The organism is Ancylobacter koreensis (assembly GCF_023016525.1).
Classification (GTDB): domain Bacteria; phylum Pseudomonadota; class Alphaproteobacteria; order Rhizobiales; family Xanthobacteraceae; genus Ancylobacter; species Ancylobacter koreensis.
Genome location: NZ_JALKCG010000002.1, coordinates 57,120 through 75,000, shown reverse-complemented (window position 1 = coordinate 75,000; position 17,881 = coordinate 57,120). Strand labels below are relative to the sequence as shown.

The 17,881-nt window shown below is 68.9% G+C and carries 17 protein-coding genes (1 of these 17 running past the window's edge); 11 read left to right on the top strand and 6 right to left on the bottom strand.

What is annotated here, in order from left to right; genetic code table 11:
• On the top strand, window positions 1-566 hold the 3' end of the coding sequence (locus tag MWN33_RS07475; protein WP_247199873.1) for an NAD(P)/FAD-dependent oxidoreductase. Its footprint begins 607 nt before the window's first position; 566 of the gene's 1,173 nt are visible here — the last part of the coding sequence; the start codon falls outside the window, past its left edge; its stop codon occupies window positions 564-566.
• Between the two features lie 29 nt (window positions 567-595).
• Window positions 596-1,348 (top strand): DUF429 domain-containing protein, encoded by a 753-nt coding sequence (locus tag MWN33_RS07470; RefSeq protein ID WP_247199872.1) that lies wholly within the window; start codon window positions 596-598, stop codon window positions 1,346-1,348.
• 19 nt (window positions 1,349-1,367) lie between these two features.
• On the opposite strand, the gene cysC is transcribed toward MWN33_RS07470, so the two are convergent.
• Window positions 1,368-3,308, bottom strand: a complete 1,941-nt coding sequence (cysC, locus tag MWN33_RS07465; protein ID WP_247199871.1) for an adenylyl-sulfate kinase — start codon at window positions 3,306-3,308, stop codon at window positions 1,368-1,370.
• Between the two features lie 9 nt (window positions 3,309-3,317).
• Complete coding sequence (cysD, locus tag MWN33_RS07460; RefSeq protein WP_247199870.1) at window positions 3,318-4,124, bottom strand: sulfate adenylyltransferase subunit CysD; 807 nt, start codon at window positions 4,122-4,124, stop codon at window positions 3,318-3,320.
• Between the two features lie 135 nt (window positions 4,125-4,259).
• Here cysD and MWN33_RS07455 point away from each other — a divergent pair, with 135 nt between their 5' ends.
• From MWN33_RS07455 to cysW, 7 genes are all read left to right on the top strand, one after another.
• Complete coding sequence (locus MWN33_RS07455; protein WP_247199869.1) at window positions 4,260-4,568, top strand: DUF2849 domain-containing protein; 309 nt, start codon at window positions 4,260-4,262, stop codon at window positions 4,566-4,568.
• A gap of 27 nt (window positions 4,569-4,595) precedes the next feature.
• Entirely contained in the window at window positions 4,596-6,251 is a 1,656-nt protein-coding gene (locus MWN33_RS07450; protein ID WP_247199868.1) for a nitrite/sulfite reductase, read from the top strand.
• On the top strand, window positions 6,238-6,750 hold the full coding sequence (locus MWN33_RS07445; RefSeq protein ID WP_247199867.1) for a DUF934 domain-containing protein: 513 nt from the start codon (window positions 6,238-6,240) through the stop codon (window positions 6,748-6,750). Before MWN33_RS07450 ends, MWN33_RS07445 begins: the two co-directional genes overlap by 14 nt.
• Window positions 6,747-7,493 (top strand): phosphoadenylyl-sulfate reductase, encoded by a 747-nt coding sequence (locus tag MWN33_RS07440; protein WP_247199866.1) that lies wholly within the window; start codon window positions 6,747-6,749, stop codon window positions 7,491-7,493. The genes MWN33_RS07445 and MWN33_RS07440 overlap by 4 nt, the downstream gene beginning before the upstream one ends.
• A 271-nt stretch (window positions 7,494-7,764) precedes the next feature.
• A complete protein-coding gene (locus MWN33_RS07435) occupies window positions 7,765-8,787 on the top strand; it encodes a sulfate ABC transporter substrate-binding protein (protein WP_247199865.1) in 1,023 nt (340 codons plus the stop codon).
• 238 nt (window positions 8,788-9,025) lie between these two features.
• Window positions 9,026-9,835 (top strand): sulfate ABC transporter permease subunit CysT, encoded by an 810-nt coding sequence (gene cysT, locus MWN33_RS07430; protein WP_343312886.1) that lies wholly within the window; start codon window positions 9,026-9,028, stop codon window positions 9,833-9,835.
• Window positions 9,832-10,668, top strand: a complete 837-nt coding sequence (gene cysW / locus MWN33_RS07425; protein WP_247199864.1) for a sulfate ABC transporter permease subunit CysW — start codon at window positions 9,832-9,834, stop codon at window positions 10,666-10,668. The genes cysT and cysW overlap by 4 nt, the downstream gene beginning before the upstream one ends.
• A 12-nt stretch (window positions 10,669-10,680) precedes the next feature.
• Here the strand turns inward: cysW and MWN33_RS07420 are convergent, their stop codons facing one another.
• Together MWN33_RS07420 and hisE are read right to left on the bottom strand one after the other, a co-directional pair.
• Window positions 10,681-11,262, bottom strand: coding sequence for a YqaA family protein (locus MWN33_RS07420; RefSeq protein ID WP_247199863.1), 582 nt, complete (start codon window positions 11,260-11,262; stop codon window positions 10,681-10,683).
• Between the two features lie 59 nt (window positions 11,263-11,321).
• Entirely contained in the window at window positions 11,322-11,756 is a 435-nt protein-coding gene (gene hisE / locus MWN33_RS07415; RefSeq protein WP_247199862.1) for a phosphoribosyl-ATP diphosphatase, read from the bottom strand.
• 214 nt (window positions 11,757-11,970) lie between these two features.
• Between hisE and MWN33_RS07410 the strand changes: the two genes are divergently transcribed.
• On the top strand, window positions 11,971-13,410 hold the full coding sequence (locus MWN33_RS07410) for a D-alanyl-D-alanine carboxypeptidase family protein (protein ID WP_425531986.1): 1,440 nt from the start codon (window positions 11,971-11,973) through the stop codon (window positions 13,408-13,410).
• A 79-nt stretch (window positions 13,411-13,489) separates the two neighbouring features.
• Entirely contained in the window at window positions 13,490-14,617 is a 1,128-nt protein-coding gene (locus MWN33_RS07405) for a CobW family GTP-binding protein (RefSeq protein ID WP_247199860.1), read from the top strand.
• Between the two features lie 24 nt (window positions 14,618-14,641).
• On the opposite strand, the gene MWN33_RS07400 is transcribed toward MWN33_RS07405, so the two are convergent.
• Entirely contained in the window at window positions 14,642-15,271 is a 630-nt protein-coding gene (locus MWN33_RS07400; protein ID WP_247199859.1) for a CAP domain-containing protein, read from the bottom strand.
• A gap of 53 nt (window positions 15,272-15,324) precedes the next feature.
• On the bottom strand, window positions 15,325-17,859 hold the full coding sequence (locus MWN33_RS07395; protein ID WP_247199858.1) for a DUF3772 domain-containing protein: 2,535 nt from the start codon (window positions 17,857-17,859) through the stop codon (window positions 15,325-15,327).
• Window positions 17,860-17,881: the final 22 nt, after the last annotated feature.

Below are 17,881 nucleotides of genomic sequence, written 5' to 3'. Positions count from 1 at the left end.
CCCTCGTCAACGCCGCCGGGCCGCGCGCGGGAAGGCTGGCGGGGCTCGCCGGCATTGCGCTGCCGGTCGAGGGGCGCAAGCGCTGCGTCTTCGTCGTGCATTGCCGCACGCCGCTGCCGAAGCTGCCGCTGCTGGTCGACCCCACCGGCTTCTACATTCGCCCGGAAGGCGCCTACCAGATCTGCGGCGCCCCGCCGCCGGAGGACAACGACCCCGACGCGAAGGACGATTTCGAGGTCGACTGGTCGGTGTTCGAGGAAGGCATCTGGCCGAACCTCGCCCACCGCATCCCGGCGATGGAGGAGCTGAAAGTGGTGCGTGCCTGGGCCGGGCATTACGAGATGAACCTGCTCGACCATAACGCGGTGATCGGCCCGCACCCTGAGGTGACGAACTTCTACTTCATGAACGGCTTTTCCGGCCACGGGCTGCAGCAGGCCCCCGCCGCCGGCCGCGCGATCGCCGAATGGATCGTTCACGGCCGCTCGGTCTCGCTCGACCTCGACGTGTTCGGCTACGAGCGCATCGCCGCCGGCCGCCCGCATGCGGAACTGAACATCATCTGAGAGCCGGCGCGATGGAGGCGGGGGCATCGATGCGGGTCGCGGGCGTAGACGGCTGCAAGGGTGGCTGGGTCGCCGTCGTCGTCGAGCCCGACGGCAGCGCGCATGCCGCGCGCGTCGCCACTCTGGCCGACCTGTTCGCCCGCCCGTTGCCGCCGCAAATCGTTGCCGTCGACATGCCCATCGGCCTGCCCGAGCGGGTGGACGCCAAGGGCCGGGCGCCGGAGCGGCTGGTGCGGCCCCTGCTCGGCGGGCGGCAGTCGAGCGTGTTCTCCATGCCTTCCCGCTCGGCGGTCTATGCCAGCGAGGACGAGATGGTGCCGGACGCCGGACGCTACCGTCACGCCTGCGCGGTCGCCCTCGCCACCTCGACACCGCCGCGCGCGGTTGCCAAGCAAGGCTTTGCGCTGTTCCCCAAGATCATTGAGATCGACCGCTGGTTGCGCGCGCATCCATCCATGCTGGAGCGCGTCTTCGAGTGTCACCCGGAAGTGAGCTTCCAGGCGATGAACGGCGGCGCGCCCCTCGATCTGCCGAAGAAGGTTAAGAGCAATCCCGCCGCGCCCGGCCTCGCGCTTCGCCGCGATCTGCTGGCCAAGGCCGGCTTTGCACCCGAGTTGCTGGCACCCTTCAAGGCGCGCGCCCTCGGCGTCGGCGAGGATGACCTCATCGACGCCTGCGCCGCCGCTTGGACGGCGGGCCACATCGCGCGGCGGGAAGCGGTCAGCTACCCCTCCCCGCCCGAGCGCGACGCGCACGGCCTGCCCATCGCGATCTGGACGTGATGCCGGCGGGCGGCGCGGCTCACAGCCCCGCGTCGTCTTCCGCGCGCGGGGTGAGATGGAACACGCCCGCCTGCACCAGACGTTCCTCCACCCGGTCGACGCCCGCCGGGGTGTCGAGCTTGTCGGTCTCGATCACCAGTTCGGGCGCGACGGGTACCTCATAGGGCGCGTCGATGCCGGTGAAGCCACGGATTTCGCCGGCCCGCGCCTTGGCGTAGAGGCCCTTGGGATCGCGCGCCTCGCACACCGCGAGCGGCGCGGAGACGTGAACCTCGAAGAAGCGTTCGCCGACGATCTCGCGCACCCGCCCGCGCGCCGCCGCCGAGGGCGACACCGCCGCCACCAGCACGATATGGCCGAGGCCCTTGAGCAGGTTGGCGACCTCCGCAAGGCGCCGGTTGTTCTCCGCGCGATCGGCGTCGGAGAAGCCGAGGTCGCTGTTGAGCCCGGCCCGCAGCGTGTCGCCATCGAGCAGCGTCACGAGGCCGTCGCGGGCAAAGAGCCGCCGCTCCAGCGCGCGCGCCAGCGTCGACTTGCCCGAGCCCGACAGACCGGTGAACCACACCACCGCGCCGTCATGGCGGAAGCGGGCGATACGCTCGGAATCCGTCACCGCCGAGGTGACAGGGGTGATGTTGCGCGAAACGACGGGCTTTGTCCCCTCGCCGTCCAGCACCGAGACGACGAGGCCGCCGCCGGCGATGCGCCCGCCGATCTCCAGCGCCACGCGTCCCGTGCGCGGGTTCACGCCGTGCGGATCGGCGGCGATGGGACGCGACAGCGCGAGTTCGACCTCCCCGACCTGATTGCGCCCGATGCCGGTCGCCTCGAAAGTCGAGAGGTGGCCGGGGTCGACCACCTGATGCACCGCCGCGACGGTGGCGCGCGCCTCGGAGGTGGCGAGACGGGCGATGAGCTGGGTGCCGACCTCCAGCTTCTCGTCGGCCAGCCAGAACAGGCGCACGCGGATGCGTCGCGCCGCATGGGGCCGCGCCGAGGGCTTGGCGACGATCTCGCCGCGCTCGACGAAGATCTCGCGGTCGAGCGTGATCGCCGCCGGCGCGCCGGCTTCCAGCGCCCGCACCTCGCGCCCGGCGGGCGGCGCCGGCCAGGTCTCGATGGTCTTGACCACCGCCGTCTTGCCCGAGGGCTGGAAGACGATCTCCTCGCCGACCTCCAGCTCGCCGGTCTCGATGCGGCCGGCGATGATGCGGCGGTCGTCGAACTTGTAGACCGCCTGCACCGGCAGGCGCAACGGCAGGTCTCCCGGCGCCCGCGCGGGTTCGAAGCCGTCCAGCGCCTCCAGTACCGTCGGACCTTCATACCAGGGGGTGCGGGCACCCCGCGCGGACACGCTGTCGCCCTCGCGGGCGGAAATCGGGATGACCGCGCTGGCGCGCACGCCGAGACCCGCGAGATAGGCGGCGATCTCGTTCTCGATGGCGCGGAACACCGGCTCGGCGAAATCCACCCGGTCCATCTTGTTCACCACCACCGTCACCTGCTTCACGCCGAGCAGATGCAGCAGGTAGCCGTGCCGGCGCGTCTGGTCGCGCACGCCCTCGGCAGCGTCGATCAGCAGCAGCGCGGCGTCGGCCTGCGCCGCGCCGGTGATCATGTTGCGCAGGAATTCCGCATGGCCCGGCGCGTCGATCAGGATGATGTCGCGCGAGGGCGTCTGGAAGCGGATCTGGCTGGTGTCGATGGTGATGCCCTGGTCGCGCTCGGCCTGCAGGCTGTCGAGCAGGAACGACCATTCGAAGGGCATGCCGCGCCGGGCCGAGATGGCCTTGAGCTGGTCGAGCTTCTGCGGCGTGATCCCGCCGGTCTCATGCAGCAGGCGCCCGATCAGCGTCGACTTGCCGTGGTCGACATGGCCGACGATGACGATGCGCACGAGATGACGGTCGGCCGCTGCGACGGGCAGCGTGGCGAGGTTGGTCGCTGAAATAACGGACATCGGGCGACCTCACAGATAGCCGGCGACGCGAAGTCGCTCGAAGGAATCCTCGGCCTCGTGGTCCATCGCGCGGCCGGAGCGCTCGGGCACCTTGGTGGTGGCGAGCTCGGCGAGGATCTCGTCGATGGTTGCGGCGTCCGAGGCCACGGGGAAGGTGATGTCCTGGTCGCCGAGCGAGCGGTAGCGCTTGCCGCCCTGCGAGAAGTACAGCGGAATGACGGGAATTCCCTCGCGCCGCGTGTAGGCCCAGATGTCCAGCTCGGTCCAGTGCAGGATCGGGTGCACGCGCAGATGCGCGCCGGCCGGCAGCGTCGCGTTGAAGTGATCCCAGAATTCGGGCGGCTGCTCGCGCACGTTCCAGTCGCCTTCCAGCCCGCGCGGGGAGAAGACGCGCTCCTTGGCGCGGGTCGCCTCCTCGTCGCGGCGGATGCCGGCGACCACCGCGTCGAAGCCGAATTTCTCCAGCGCCAGCTTCAGGCCCTCGGTCTTGCGCGCCGCCGAGCGGGTGGCGGGCGGCAGCGTCGGGTCGATGGTCTCCAGCGGCGGGCACGGCTCGACGCGCAGGTCCAGCCCCCACTCGACCGCGTAATGATCGCGGAACTGGTACATTTCCCTGAACTTCTTGCCGGTGTCGACATGCATCACCGGAAAGGGCACATGGCCGAGAAAGGCCTTGCGCGCCAGCCAGATCATCACGTTGGAATCCTTGCCGAGCGACCAGAGCAGCGCCATGCGCTTCATCCGCGCGAAGGCCTCGCGGAAGATGTAGATGCTCTGAGCTTCAAGCTCGTCGAGCCGTTCATCGGCAGTGGACATGGGTGAGTTCCGTCTCGCCTCCGGCTCCCGCGCCGGGACTAATTACACGTAATTTTCGTGCATTTAATTCTTTTGCACGTTCTAAATTGGTGTTATGCAGGCTCATTCCATCCGTCAACAGGAAATTAGCTCTCCATGGCGTCGCCGCAGCAGCAGAAATTGAAGGTCCACGGCCCGGTCGCCGTCACCGCCAACCGTCTGACTGATGGCGCCGTCGTGTGGCGCACGCGTGGCGACGGCTGGTCGGCGGACCTCGCCGACGCGATCATCGTCACCACCGCCGACGATGCCATCGCCCTGCTGGCCGCCGCGCAGAAGCGCGACATCGACGCGGTCGGCGCCTATGTCGCTCCGGTCGTCATCGAGGCCGACGGCTCGGTGGCGCCGGGCAATCTGCGCGAGCGCATCCGGGTTGCCGGCCCGACCTTCGAACTGCCGCACTGAAGTCGACGCATAAGGCCATAGTACGCGATGTATGCCTACGACGAATTCGACCGCGCCTTCCTTGCCGAACGTGTCGCGGATTTCCGCGACCAGGTGGCGCGCCGCCTCTCCGGGGCGTTGAACGAGGACGAGTTCAAGCCGCTGCGGCTGATGAACGGCGTCTACCTGCAGCTTCACGCCTACATGCTGCGCATCGCCATTCCCTACGGCACGCTGAGCGCGCACCAGCTGCGCCGCATGGCGCATGTCGCGCGCACCTATGATCGCGGCTACGGGCACTTCACTACCCGGCAGAACATCCAGTTCAACTGGATCAAGCTGGAGGAGCTGCCCGAAGCGATGGCGGCGCTCGGCGAGGTCGGCGTGCACGGCATCCAGACCTCCGGCAACTGCATCCGCAACGTCACCACCGACCAGTGGGCCGGCGCGACGCCCGAAGAGTGCGACGACCCGCGCATCTGGGCGGAGATCCTGCGCCAGTATTCGACGCTGCACCCGGAATTCACCTACCTGCCGCGCAAGTTCAAGATCGCCATCGCCGCCAGCCCGCACGACCGCGCCGCCATCAAGGTGCACGATGTCGGCCTGCGCCTGCACCGCAACGCGGCCGGCGAGCTCGGCTTCGAGGTTCTGGTCGGCGGCGGCCTCGGCCGCACGCCTTTTGTGGGCAAGTCGATCCGCGCCTTCCTGCCGGCGCGCGAGCTGCTGAGCTACATCGAAGCCATCATGCGCGTGTACAATCAGTACGGACGGCGCGACAACATCTACAAGGCGCGCATCAAGATCCTCGTGCACGAGATCGGCGCCGAGGCGTTCGCCAAGGCGGTCGAGGCCGAGTGGGAGGCGATCCGCGAGGGCGCGCTGCACCTGTCCGACGAGATGATCGCGGAAATCCGCGGCCGCTTCATCTATCCCGCCTACGAGACGCTTGAGGATCGCCCTGCCGAGCTCGTCGAGGCGCTGAAGGACGAGCGCTTTGCCACGTGGTTCGCCAATTCGGTGCATGCGCACAAGGTGCCCGGCTATTCGATCGTCACCATCTCGCTGAAGCCCGTCGGCGCCCCTCCGGGCGACGCCACCGCCGACCAGATGGACGTCATTGCCGATCTCGCCGACGCCTATGGCTTCCACGAGGTCCGCGTCGGCCACGAGCAGAATCTCTGCCTGCCCAACATCGCCCAGAAGGACCTGCCCGCCCTGTGGGCTGCCCTCGACGCGGCGGGCCTTGCCACCCCGAACGTCAACCACATCAGCGACATCATCGCCTGCCCCGGCCTTGACTACTGCGCGCTGGCCAATGCCCGCGCCATTCCGGTGGCACAGGAGATCGCCAAGCGCTTCGCCGATCTCGACCGCTCGCGCGGCATCGGCCGGCTGCATGTGAACATTTCCGGCTGCATCAACGCCTGCGGCCACCATCACGTGGGCCATATCGGCATTCTCGGCGTCGAGAAGAACGGCCAGGAATTCTACCAGATCACGCTCGGCGGGCGGGCCGACGAGCAAGCCCAGCTCGGCACTTTGCTGGGACCAGCCGTGCCCTACGAGCAGGTCCCCGGGCTCATCGAGGACGTGGTGGATACCTATATGGAGCTGAGAGCCGGCCCGCAGGAACTCTTCATCGACACCGTGGCGCGGCTCGGCGTCGAACCCTTCAAGGAGCGCGTCTATGCCGCTCATTGAGAATGGACACATCGTCGAAGACAAATACGTGCGCGTGTCCGATGAGGACGCATTGCCCGAGGGCGTGCCCGTCCTCGTCGGCGTCGACCGCTTCCTGAAGGAAGCGGAGGCGTTGAAAGGCCGGCAGGCGCCGGTCGGCGTGATCTGGCCGAACAACCGGCCGATCGCCGAGATCGCGCCCTATCTCGGCCAGCTCTCGCTGATCGCGCTCAATTTCCCGATCTTCCGCGACGGGCGCGCCTACAGCCAGGCCCGGCTGCTGCGCGAGCGCCTTGGCTGGACCGGCCCGCTGCGCGCCATCGGCAATGTGCTGCGCGACCAGTTCCTGCTCATGCAGCGCTCCGGCTTCGACCAGATCGAGGCGGTGAAGGAAGCGGACGCGGAAGCCTTCGACGAGGCGGTGCATCGCTACACGGTGTTCTACCAGCCCGCGACCGACGAGCGTCCCAGCCTGCTGCGCCAGCGCCTCGGCCGCACCCTGACGGGAGCGGCGCGATGAACGTTGCCGGGCGCACGCCATTGAGCCCCGTTCTCACCCTGCCCTCCGAGGGCCGGGTGAACGCGCTCAACCATGCGCTCGACAGGGCCGCGCCCCACGAGATCATCCGCGAGGCGGCGGCAGTCACGGGCCCGGGCCGCCTCTGCCTCGTGTCGTCCTTCGGCACGGAATCGGCCGTGCTCATCGCCTTCATGGCCGAGGTCGATCCCTCGATCCCGGTGGTTTTCCTCGACACGGGCTGGCTGTTCGAGGAGACGCTGGCCTATCGCGACGCGCTGACCGCGCAGCTCGGCCTTACGGATGTGCGCACTATCCATCCCGACCCGTCCCGGCTCGCCGAGCTCGACGCCGAGCGGGACCTGTGGTTCTCCGATCCGGATTCCTGCTGCCGCATCCGCAAGGTCGAGCCGCTCGCCCGCGCGCTGTCCGGCTTCGACGGATGGCTGAACGGGCGCAAGCGCTATCAGGGCGGCCTGCGCGCCGATATCCCTGTCGTCGAGCGCGACGGCGCCCGGCTCAAGTTCAACCCGCTCGCCAATCTCGGGCGGGAAGAAGTGGAGGCGGCGCACCGGCGTTTCGGCCTTCCCGACCATCCGATGCTCGCCAAGGGCTTCGGCTCGGTAGGCTGCATGCCCTGCACCAGCCGCTCCACCGGCAGCGAGGGTGCGCGCGCGGGCCGCTGGCGGGGCCAGGCCAAGACCGAGTGCGGCATCCACACGCTGCTCAACACCATCGACCGCTGAGGCGGGCGATCCTCCATCCCTCACGACGTCCTCCCGGAGATGCCGCAGGCGAGATCCGGGCTAGCACGCACGTTCGAACCGCCCCCGGATTCCGGCGTCCGGGGCGATGGCTTCGCGGCGCCACAACGCCCGGCCCATTTCACATGCCAATGATGTATGGATAATCTATTTTCTATAGATGAAGTAGTTTTCTATTGACCACGCTTTGGAGCCGTGGAAATCTCCCCTCACGCATTTCACGGCGCCCGCGCCGCTGGGGAGAACTCAAGCCATGTCGTTCCATTTCAAGCACGCGGCTGCCGCCGCGCTTGTCGCCGCCCTCGCGGCGCCGCTCGGCTTCGCGCCGGTCGCCCGTGCCGCCGATGTCAGCCTGCTCAACGTGTCCTACGATCCGACGCGCGAGCTGTACCAGCAGTTCAACAAGGCTTTCGCCGAAACCTACAAGGCCGAGACCGGCAAGACCATCGAGATCAAGGCCTCGCATGGCGGGTCGGGCAAGCAGGCCCGCTCGGTGATCGACGGCCTTGAGGCCGATGTCGTCACCCTCGCGCTCGCCTATGACATCGACGCCATCGCCGACAAGGGCTTCCTCGCGGCGGACTGGCAGAAGCGCCTGCCCGACAATTCCTCGCCCTACACCTCGACCATCGTGTTCCTCGTCCGCAAGGGCAACCCGAAGGGCATCAAGGACTGGAACGACCTGGTGAAGCCGGGCGTGCAGGTCATCACCCCGAATCCGAAGACCTCGGGCGGCGCCCGCTGGAACTACCTTGCCGCCTGGGCCTACGCGCTCAAGCACAATGGCGGCGACGAGGCCAAGGCCAAGGCGTTCGTCGGCTCGCTGTTCAAGAACGTCCCGGTGCTCGACACCGGCGCCCGCGGCTCGACCGTCACCTTCACCGAGCGCGGCGTCGGCGACGTGCTGCTGGCCTGGGAGAACGAGGCGTTCCTGTCCAAGAAGGAATTCGGCGACGACAAGTTCGACATCGTCATTCCCTCGCTCTCCATCCTCGCCGAACCGCCGGTCGCCATCGTCGACAAGAACGTCGACCGCAAGGGCACCCGCGCCGCCGCCGAGGCCTATCTGAAGGCGCTCTACACCAAGGCGGGCCAGAAGATCGCCGCCGAGAATTTCTACCGCCCGCGCGACCCCGAGATCGCGAAGGAATATGAGAAGGTCTTCCCCAAGATCGACCTCGTGACCATCGACGACCCGGCCTTCGGCGGCTGGCGCAAGGCGCAGAAGACCCACTTTTCCGACGGCGGCGTCTTCGACCAAATCTATGCCAACTGAGCGTAATAAACGGAGCGCAAGGCCCGCCGGCCGCGCCTGAACCTTCCCTTCCAGGGCGACGCCGGGTCTCGAAACAGACCCGGCGTCGCTGCGTCCGAATCTCCCGGAGCCCGACGTGAGCCAAGCCGAGAGTACAGCCGAGAGCCCTTCCGTGCCGGCGCGTGCCGTCCCCGACCACCCGGCGCTGCTGACTCCGTTGCCGCGCGGAGACGCTTCCGGCTGGCGCGGCCACAGCGTCATCCCCGGCTTCAACCTCACGCTCGGCCTCACCTTGCTCTGGCTGTCGCTGATCGTGCTGATCCCGCTGGCCGCGCTGTTCGTGAAGACCGCCGAGCTGACGCCCGAGCACATCGTCAACATCCTCACCTCGACGCGCACGCTGAACGCGCTGAAGATCTCCTTCGGCCTGTCGCTGGTCGCCGCCGCGATCAACCTTGTGCTCGGCGCGGTCATCGTCTGGGCGCTGGTGCGCTACGATTTCCCCGGCCGGCGCATCCTCGACGCGCTGATCGACATTCCCTTCGCGCTGCCCACGGCAGTGGCCGGCATCGCGCTGACGACGCTCTATGCCGAGAATGGCTGGATCGGCTCCTGGCTGGCCCCGCTCGGCATCAGGGTCTCCTTCACGCCGCTCGGCATCCTCGTCGCGCTGATCTTCATCGGCCTGCCCTTCGTGGTGCGCACGGTGCAGCCGGTGCTGGAAGACCTCGACCATGAGCTGGAGGAAGCCGCCACAACGCTGGGTGCGGGCCGGCTCACCACGATCCGCCGCATCGTGCTGCCCGCCGTGCTGCCCGCCTTCCTCACCGGCTTCGCGCTGGCCTTCGCCCGCGCCGTCGGCGAATACGGCTCGGTCATCTTCATCGCCGGCAACCTGCCCAACGTGTCGGAGATCGCGCCGCTGCTCATCGTCATCCGGCTGGAGGAGTTCCGCTACGCGGACGCCACCACCATCGCCGTGACGATGCTGGTCGCCGCCTTTATCCTGCTCTTCATCATCAACGGGCTGCAGCGCTGGTCCGAAACCCGCACCGGGAGGGCCGGATGAGCGTGTCCCCGATCCGCGACGAGCCGACGCCGGTCAAATGGGCGATCGTCGCCCTTGCCGTCATCTTCATCGGCCTGTTCATCCTGCTGCCGCTGATCAACGTTTTCGCGCAGGCCTTCGTGAAGGGCTGGGAGGCCTATGCCCTCGCCCTCGTCGAGCCCGACGCGCTGGCCGCCGTCCGGCTGACGCTGCTCGTCACCGCGCTTTCGGTGACGGCCAACACCGCCATGGGCCTCGTCATGGCCTGGGCGATCACCAAATTCGCGTTCCGCGGCAAGAGCTTCCTCATCACGCTGATCGACCTGCCCTTCTCGGTGTCGCCGGTGGTGGCCGGCCTCGTCTTCGTGCTGCTGTTCGGCGCGCAGGGCTATTTCGGGCCCTGGCTGATCGACAATGGCTGGAAGATCATCTTCTCCTGGCCGGGCATCACCCTCGCTACCGTCTTCGTCACCTTCCCCTTCGTCGCGCGCGAACTGATCCCGCTGATGCAGGAGCAGGGCACCAATGAGGAAGAGGCGGCGGTGACGCTCGGCGCCGGCGGCTGGCGTGTCTTCACCCGCGTCACCCTGCCCAACATTAAATGGGCGCTGCTCTACGGCGTGCTGCTGTGCAACGCCCGCGCCATGGGCGAATTCGGCGCCGTCTCCGTGGTCTCCGGCCATGTGCGCGGGGAAACCAACACCATCCCGCTGCAGGTCGAGATCCTCTACAACGAGTACCAGTTCCAGGCGTCCTTCGCGGTCGCCTCGCTGCTGGCGGTGCTCGCCATCGTCACGCTGGTCGCCAAGACCGTGCTGGAAGCTCGCCTCAATGCCCGCGGGCGGGGTCACTGAGGCGTATACGCCTCAGAACAGGAACACCGCCGCCGCAAAGCCCGCGACCAGCACAAGCGCGAACAGCGCCGTCACCAGCCCGAGCCGCTTTTCGATGAAGGTGCGCGCCGAGGGGCCGACCCAGTAGAGCAGGCCGGCGACCAGGAAGAAGCGCAGCCCGCGCGTGATTACCGACAGCACGACGAACCAGAACAGGCTGTAATGGGCAAAGCCCGAGGTGATCGTCACCACCTTGTAGGGGATCGGCGTCAGCCCCTTGATGAGGATGATCCAGTGGCCGTAGCGCTGGTAGGCCTCGGTGAAGGCTTCCACCTTCGCGCCGTAGCCGTAGAGCTGGATCAGGAACAGGCCGAGCGATTCATAGAGCAGCGCGCCGATGGCGTAGCCGAACAGGCCGCCGACCACCGAGGCGAGCGTGCACACGCCCGCATACCACCAGGCCCGCGACGGGCGCGCGAGGCACATCGGCACCAGCATGACGTCGGGCGGCACCGGGAAGAAGGAGCTTTCCGCGAAGGACACGGCGGCCAGCGCCCAGGGCGCGGAGCGGCGCTCGGCGAGGTCGATCACCCATTGGTAGAGACGGCGCAGCATCAGGTCCTGCCGAGGCTCGAAGGTCCGGCGGCTGCCGGGCGAGAAAGAGGCGCCGCGCGCTAGCGACGGCGGCGGCCGACCCGCCCGGAGGGCTCCTCGGCGCCGTCGGCGATGTCCCATAGCAGCGCCGGCGCCTGGCGGGAATGGGCATCCGGAACGCCGTCGCGGGCCGGCCGCAGCTGCCGCTTGGGCAGCTTCTCGGCGATGCCGAGCAGGCGCTCGCGCCGGTCCATCTCGGCCCAGACGTCGTCCGGCGCGATGCCGAGCTCGGCCCACAGCACGACGAGGTTGTAGACGAGATCGGCGCTCTCGCGCACCGTCGCCGCCCGGTCGCCCATCACCCCGTCCAGCGCCACCTCGACCGCCTCCTCGGCGACCTTCTTGGCGATGGTCGCGCGCCCCTTGCGGAACAGCCGCTCGGTGCGCGGGGAAGGGTTCTGTCCCTTCCGCGTGGCGATCACGGCGGCGTGCAGGCGACGGATCGAATCACTCATGCTTCAATCTTAAATCCAATTTCATGAAGGCGTTGTAGCAGTGCGAACGGGCCCGGCGCCGCCCGTCGGCGCGGGGCCCCCGTCCCCGCCGCTAGCGCCCCTGTGAACACGCTGCCGCCCCATGCCTTTTGCACCGCCGAAGGGTTCGGGTTATTCAGAAGGCGGTGGGCCGCCCCGCCGCCGGCCCCTGCTGGAAACGGATGTCCGAAGCGTGATTGACCTCTCCATTCTCCACGCCCGCTTCGCCCGGCTCGCCGCCGGGCTGGCCGCGAGCGTCCTGCTGGCCCCCGTCCTGCTGGCGCCCGTCCTGCTGCCGGCCACCGCCCATGCGACGCCCGCGCTGGTGATCGAGGTCGAGAGCGGCAAGGTCCTGCTGGCGGATGACGCCACCAAGCCGTGGTACCCCGCGTCCATCACCAAGCTGATGACGGCCTATGTCACCTTCAAGGCCATCCGCTCGGGTCGCATCACGCCGGAGACGCTGATCTCCGTCTCCGCCAATGCGGCGGCACAGAAGCCCTCAAAGATGGGCTTCAAGGTCGGCACCCAGCTCACCGTCGACAACGCGCTGAAGATGATGCTGGTGAAGTCGGCCAACGACATGGCCGTCGTGCTCGCAGAGGGCGTCGGCGGCTCGCTTCCCGCCTTCGTCGCGGAGATGAACCAGACCGCCGCCGAGCTCGGCATGACGGGCTCGCACTTCGCCAATCCCAACGGCCTGCCGGACCCCGACAACATCTCGACCGCCCGCGACCTTGCCGTGCTGGCGCGTCACATCTTCCTCGACTTCCCCGAGCAGGCGGACCTGTTCCGCATCCCCTCCATCAAGCTCGGCCCGGCGGTGATCCGCAGCTACAACAAGCTGATCGACCGCTATCCCGGCGCCGACGGCATGAAGACCGGCTTCATCTGCGCCTCGGGCTTCAACCTGGTGGCCAGCGCCACGCGCGGCGACCGCCACCTGCTCGCGGTCGTGCTCGGCACCGGCTCGGGGCGCGAGCGCACCGAGCAGGCCGCCCTGCTGCTGGAGCGCGGCTTCCAGCATTCCTGGCATATCTTCGGCGCGGTGGCGCCGACCGTGGAATCGCTGCGCAACGAGGGCGGCCCGCCGGCCGACATGCGCGCGCAGGTGTGCGGCGGCAAGCGCCAGAACACCGCCTCGGAGGATGATGATTCGCCCTCGACCGCTTCGGGTTATGTCGCCGCCGGAATGTCCGGGCTCGGCGAGAACGTGACGGGCGCCAGCCTGCTGCAGAAGCTGCCGCCCTCCATGCCGCCCGTCGAAGTCTGGGTCGGCCCGGTGCCGAGCGCCGAGGCGCTGGCGGCCGCCTATCCCCCGCCGCCGGAGAAGAAGAAGCCGGCGCCCGCCAAGGACAAGGCCGCCGCCAAGAAGAAGGGCCCGACCACGGCGGTGATCGACACCACCGCGCCGGTCGGCGAACCCGCCGACGGAGATGCCGCGCCCGCCGCCAAACCCGCGCCCAAGCCCGCGCCGAAGCCGGCGGCCAAGCCGGCCGCGAAACCCGCGAGCCAGGCCTCGGCGGCGCCCAAGCCGGCTCCCAAACCCGCCGCCAAGCCTGCTGCCTCCACGCCGTTGCCGAAGCCGGCTCCCGCGCCTACCTATCCCCTCATCCCGCCGCCTCCGCCGCAGTGACGCGGCCCGCGTAGCGGCGGGACCGTCCCCTCCCGCCTCCGGGCATTTCCCGCCCGCGCCGGCCAACAGGATCACAGACATGAGCGAGGAGCCCCGTCTCCCGCCGGAGCCGATTCCGGTCACGCTGCTCACCGGCTTTCTCGGCGCCGGCAAGACCACGCTGCTGAACCGGCTGCTGCAGGACCCCGGCCTTGCCGACACCGCCGTGCTGATCAACGAGTTCGGCGAGATCGGGCTCGACCATCTCCTCGTGCAGCATTTCGACGACGCCACCGTGCTGCTGGCCTCCGGCTGCCTGTGCTGCAACGTGCGCGGCGATCTGGTGGAGGGGCTGGAACAGCTCCTGCGCCGCATGGACAACGGCGTCATCCCCCCGTTCCGCCGCGTCGTCATCGAGACCACCGGCCTTGCCGATCCCGCGCCGATCCTGCACGTGCTGATGATGCACCCCTATCTGGTGCTGCGCTTCCGGCTCGACGGGGTGGTGACGCTGGTCGATGCGGTGAACGGCGTCGGCACGCTCGACGAGCATCCCGAATCCGTGCGTCAGGCGGCGATCTCCGACCGCATCGTGCTGACCAAGACCGATCTGGTCGACACGCCGGAGCGCGAGGCGAGCCTCACCGACCTGCGCGCGCGCCTGCGCCGGCTCGCGCCCGGCGCGCCGGTGCTGGATGCGGCCAAGGGCGAGGCGGTGCCGTCCACGCTGTTCGATGCCGGCCTCTACGATCCCGCCACCAAGATCCCCGACGTGTCGCGCTGGCTGGCCGACGAAGCGGTGGCGGAGGCCGAAGCCCAACACCGCGCACATGCCCACGACGCCAACCGCCACGACGACCGCATCCGCGCCTTCACCGTGGCGACCGAGGCGCCGGTCTCGGCGGCGGCGATCGACATGTTTCTGGAGCTGGTGCGCGGCACGCACGGCGCCAAGCTGCTGCGGCTCAAGGGCATCGTAAAGCTGGTGGAGGACCCCGAGCACCCGCTGGTGCTGCATGGCGTGCAGCATGTGCTGCACCCGCCGAGCCAGCTTGCCGCCTGGCCGGACGAGGACCGCCGCACCCGCCTCGTGATGATCGTGCGCGATGTCGAGCCGGCGGTGATCCGCCGCCTGTTCGACGCCTTCATGGGACTGCCGGCGCCCGATCAGCCGGACCGGATCGCCATGACCGACAATCCGCTGGCGCCGGCGACGATGCGGCGCTGAGTGCGGTATCGCCGATCCCGGTGGCTACTGCGCCGGTACCGGCGCGCCGTTGATCATGAGCTGCGTGCCGCCTGCGGAAGCGGCCGGGGAAGCCGCCGGCGAAGCGGCGGGCGCCGCCGCGGCGGCTTCCGCTTTCGCGTCCGGTACCGCGATGACCATGGCCCAGTAGACGCCGTATTTGCTGCGCGGCGAGCGCACGGCGGCGATGCCGAGCCGGGTGGCCCCCGGCAGCAGCATGTTCTTGTTGTGCGAGGGCGAATCCCGCCAGCCGGAAAACGCCTCGGCCAGCGTGTGGTAGCCGGCGCCGACATTCTCCGCCGCCCGCAGCCCGTTGAAGCCGGCCGCCTTGAGGCGCGTGGTCAGCCCGCGTCCGCCGATATTGTGCGAGAGCTGGTCGGCCGCCGCCATGGCGCGAGCCTGCCGCTCGGCCACCGTCATCAGCACGGGGTCGATGGTGACTTCCGGCAGCCCGCGCCCGCGCCGGTAGTCGCTGATGAGCGAGGCCGCGGCCTGCGGATCGAGCGCCCCGCCCTTGGCGATGTTGGCGTAGAAGGTCTCGTCCACCGGCGTCACGGTCGGCCCGGCGGCGCAGGCCGCCAGCAGAAGCGGCAGCATCAGAAGTCCGGCGAAGCGCTTCAGCGGAGGACGGGACATGAGGTTCTCTCGAATGGGGGGTCGGCGGGACAGCACATGACGAAGGCAGCCGGCTAGCCGTCGCCGCCGGCTTCGGCCTCGCCGATCCGGCCGCCGCGATAGATGCTCCACGGCGTGTAGGGAATGCCGATCTTTGCCGCCTTCATCCGGTCGAGCACCGCGAAATGCAGGTCACTCTTCACGGTGAGGGCGTAATCGACATTGGCCACCACGCAGCGCAGCTCGAATTTGAGATAGCTGTCGCCGAAGCCGATGAGGAACACGCGCGGCGGCGGCGAGCGCAGCACCTGCGGGTGATCGCAGGCGCAGCCTATCAATATGTCGCGCACCTCGTCCGCGTCGGCGTCATAGGCGACATTGACCGCCACGATGACGCGGCCGGTCGTGTTGGCATGGGTGAAGTTCTTCACCATGCCGGTGATGAGGTCGGAGTTGGGAATCAGCACCGCCGCGCGGTCAAAGGTCTCGATCTCGGTGGCGCGCACGCTGATGCGGCGCACATAGCCTTCCTCGCCCTTCACCGAGATGGTGTCGCCCACGCGGATCGGCCGCTCCGCCAGCAGAATCAGGCCTGAAACGAAGTTCGACACGATGGATTGCAGGCCGAAACCGATACCGACCGAGAGCGCACCGGCGACGAGGGCGATGTTTTCGAGGTTGAGGCCGAGCTGGCCCATCGCCATGGCGATGACGGCGATGGAGCCGATATAGCCGATGATGGTGGCGATGGAATTCTGCAGCCCCTGATCGAGGGCGGTCTTGGGCAGGATGGCCACCGCGAACCAGCGCTGCACCGCGCGCGCCACCACGATGCCGAGCACGAGGAACAGCACCGCGCTCAGAATGTCGCCGATGGCGACGGTGGAATTGCCGATGGTGAAGCCAAAGGTGACGCGGCTGAGCAGGTCGCGCAGATCCGCCGTCGAGGTGCCGAAAGTGCCGACCACGACCACGATGATGACGATGATCGCCACCGCCTTCAGCACGCCGGCGATCAGCACGGAGAGCAGCTCAAGGCTCGCCGGCCGCACGCCGAGGGTCTTGGAGACGTGGCGCGCCCGCGTCCCTGTCGCGATGGCGTCGATGAACAGGGCATTGATCAGCGCCAGAACGAGATAGAGCGTGCCCGCCATCACCACCGCGACGAGCGCGCGGGACGACAGGAAGGCGGCGAAGCTGACATAGCCGCCGACCAGCGACGCCACGATGGCGGTGTTCAGCACCCACAACGGGAACTTGACCCATTGCAGCGTCGAGCTGCGGGCGCCCTCGCCCGCCGCCTTTGCGGGCTCCCGGCCCACGCCCGCTTCGCCATCGTCGGCATCGCCGGTGAGCGCGGAGAGGGCGCGCATGCTGCGGGCCGCGACCAGAACGAGGGCGATGGACATCGCCGCGCTGGTCGCCACGGTGAGCGGCACCGGCGCCACCAGCGCACGGTGCAGCGACCCGAGCACCGCCGCAGCGCCGAGAATCCACAGGCCGTTGGCGGCGCTGTTGTAGATCAACGCGGCCATCTCCTCGGAGATGGGCACCACGCGGCGCTGCGGCTCGCCGGGCGCCAGCGCGCCCGCCAGCAGGCCGCGACCGACGGCGACGATGCCGATGCCGAGCAGCACGCCCTGCGCGATTTCGTTCACCCGCTCGGGCAGCAGGTCGAAGGCGTTGAGCAGCGCCAGCACCGCGAAGGCGGCGACCGGCGCCGCCGCCATGCGCAGCAGCGCCACCAGCGCCGACAGCAGGCAGGCCTTGAGGCGGGGCAACGGCTCGCCGTTCTCGCCGAGCTCGGCCCGCCGCAGCGGCCGGGCAAACATGTTTTGAGCCGCGACAACCAGCGCGACGATCAGCAGCCCACCGAAGGCGACGCCGGCCTGTCCCCACACCGACATGCGGGCATTGGCGTAGGCGGCCCAGTCGCTCAGGAGATAGCTGATGCCGCGCAACTCCACCGGCACGGCGGCGGCCGCCGACACCCACAGCGCCGGGTCGAGGGCGCTGTAGGAGCGCGCCAGAAGCTGGTCGGTGAACAGCGCCCGGCGGCGGCTGGTGATGCGGTCGGAAAGCTGGTCGGCCCGCACCTTCAGCAGCTTGGCCTGCTTGAGCACCGCATCGAGCTCGCTCGCCCGCGCGGTCAGCCCGTCGCGCTCGGAGGTGATCGAGGCGTCCTCGGGCGGCGCGTCCGCCGCCGGCTTGGGACCTATCTCCTTCACGCGGTGATTGAAATTGGCGAGCAGCGGCTCCAGCGTGGCGATGGCCGTGGTGAGGCTGTCGCGCACCGGGTCGAGGCGGCCGCGCAGTTCGTCGAGATCGGTGGAACGCAGGCCCTCGCGCCCCAGCCCCGCTTCCACGCTGTCGACGACGGCGCGCTGGCCTTCCAGCTTCTCCTGCACCTGCAACTGCTCGGGCGGCACCGCGCCGGTCTGGGCGCGCGCCGCCCCGCCCGTGGTGAGGGCGAACAGAGCGAGGAGGAAGGCCGCGACGAGCGCCCGGACGCCACGTGGCGCCGACCGGGAAGACAGGCCGGAACGCGGGCGGGGCGCGCCGCGACCTTCGCCGATGGTCCTATCGGTGACGAGGGAAATGAAGGTCATCCTGAAGGGGGCGGATTCGAGC

Coding starts and splice junctions, on each gene's coding strand:
- MWN33_RS07470 (WP_247199872.1), top strand. CDS start 596: ATGCGGGTCGCGGGCGTAGACGGCTGCAAGGGTGGCTGGGTCGCCGTC.
- cysC (WP_247199871.1), bottom strand. CDS start 3,308: ATGTCCGTTATTTCAGCGACCAACCTCGCCACGCTGCCCGTCGCAGCG.
- cysD (WP_247199870.1), bottom strand. CDS start 4,124: ATGTCCACTGCCGATGAACGGCTCGACGAGCTTGAAGCTCAGAGCATC.
- MWN33_RS07455 (WP_247199869.1), top strand. CDS start 4,260: ATGGCGTCGCCGCAGCAGCAGAAATTGAAGGTCCACGGCCCGGTCGCC.
- MWN33_RS07450 (WP_247199868.1), top strand. CDS start 4,596: ATGTATGCCTACGACGAATTCGACCGCGCCTTCCTTGCCGAACGTGTC.
- MWN33_RS07445 (WP_247199867.1), top strand. CDS start 6,238: ATGCCGCTCATTGAGAATGGACACATCGTCGAAGACAAATACGTGCGC.
- MWN33_RS07440 (WP_247199866.1), top strand. CDS start 6,747: ATGAACGTTGCCGGGCGCACGCCATTGAGCCCCGTTCTCACCCTGCCC.
- MWN33_RS07435 (WP_247199865.1), top strand. CDS start 7,765: ATGTCGTTCCATTTCAAGCACGCGGCTGCCGCCGCGCTTGTCGCCGCC.
- cysW (WP_247199864.1), top strand. CDS start 9,832: ATGAGCGTGTCCCCGATCCGCGACGAGCCGACGCCGGTCAAATGGGCG.
- MWN33_RS07420 (WP_247199863.1), bottom strand. CDS start 11,262: ATGCTGCGCCGTCTCTACCAATGGGTGATCGACCTCGCCGAGCGCCGC.
- hisE (WP_247199862.1), bottom strand. CDS start 11,756: ATGAGTGATTCGATCCGTCGCCTGCACGCCGCCGTGATCGCCACGCGG.
- MWN33_RS07405 (WP_247199860.1), top strand. CDS start 13,490: ATGAGCGAGGAGCCCCGTCTCCCGCCGGAGCCGATTCCGGTCACGCTG.
- MWN33_RS07400 (WP_247199859.1), bottom strand. CDS start 15,271: ATGTCCCGTCCTCCGCTGAAGCGCTTCGCCGGACTTCTGATGCTGCCG.
- MWN33_RS07395 (WP_247199858.1), bottom strand. CDS start 17,859: ATGACCTTCATTTCCCTCGTCACCGATAGGACCATCGGCGAAGGTCGC.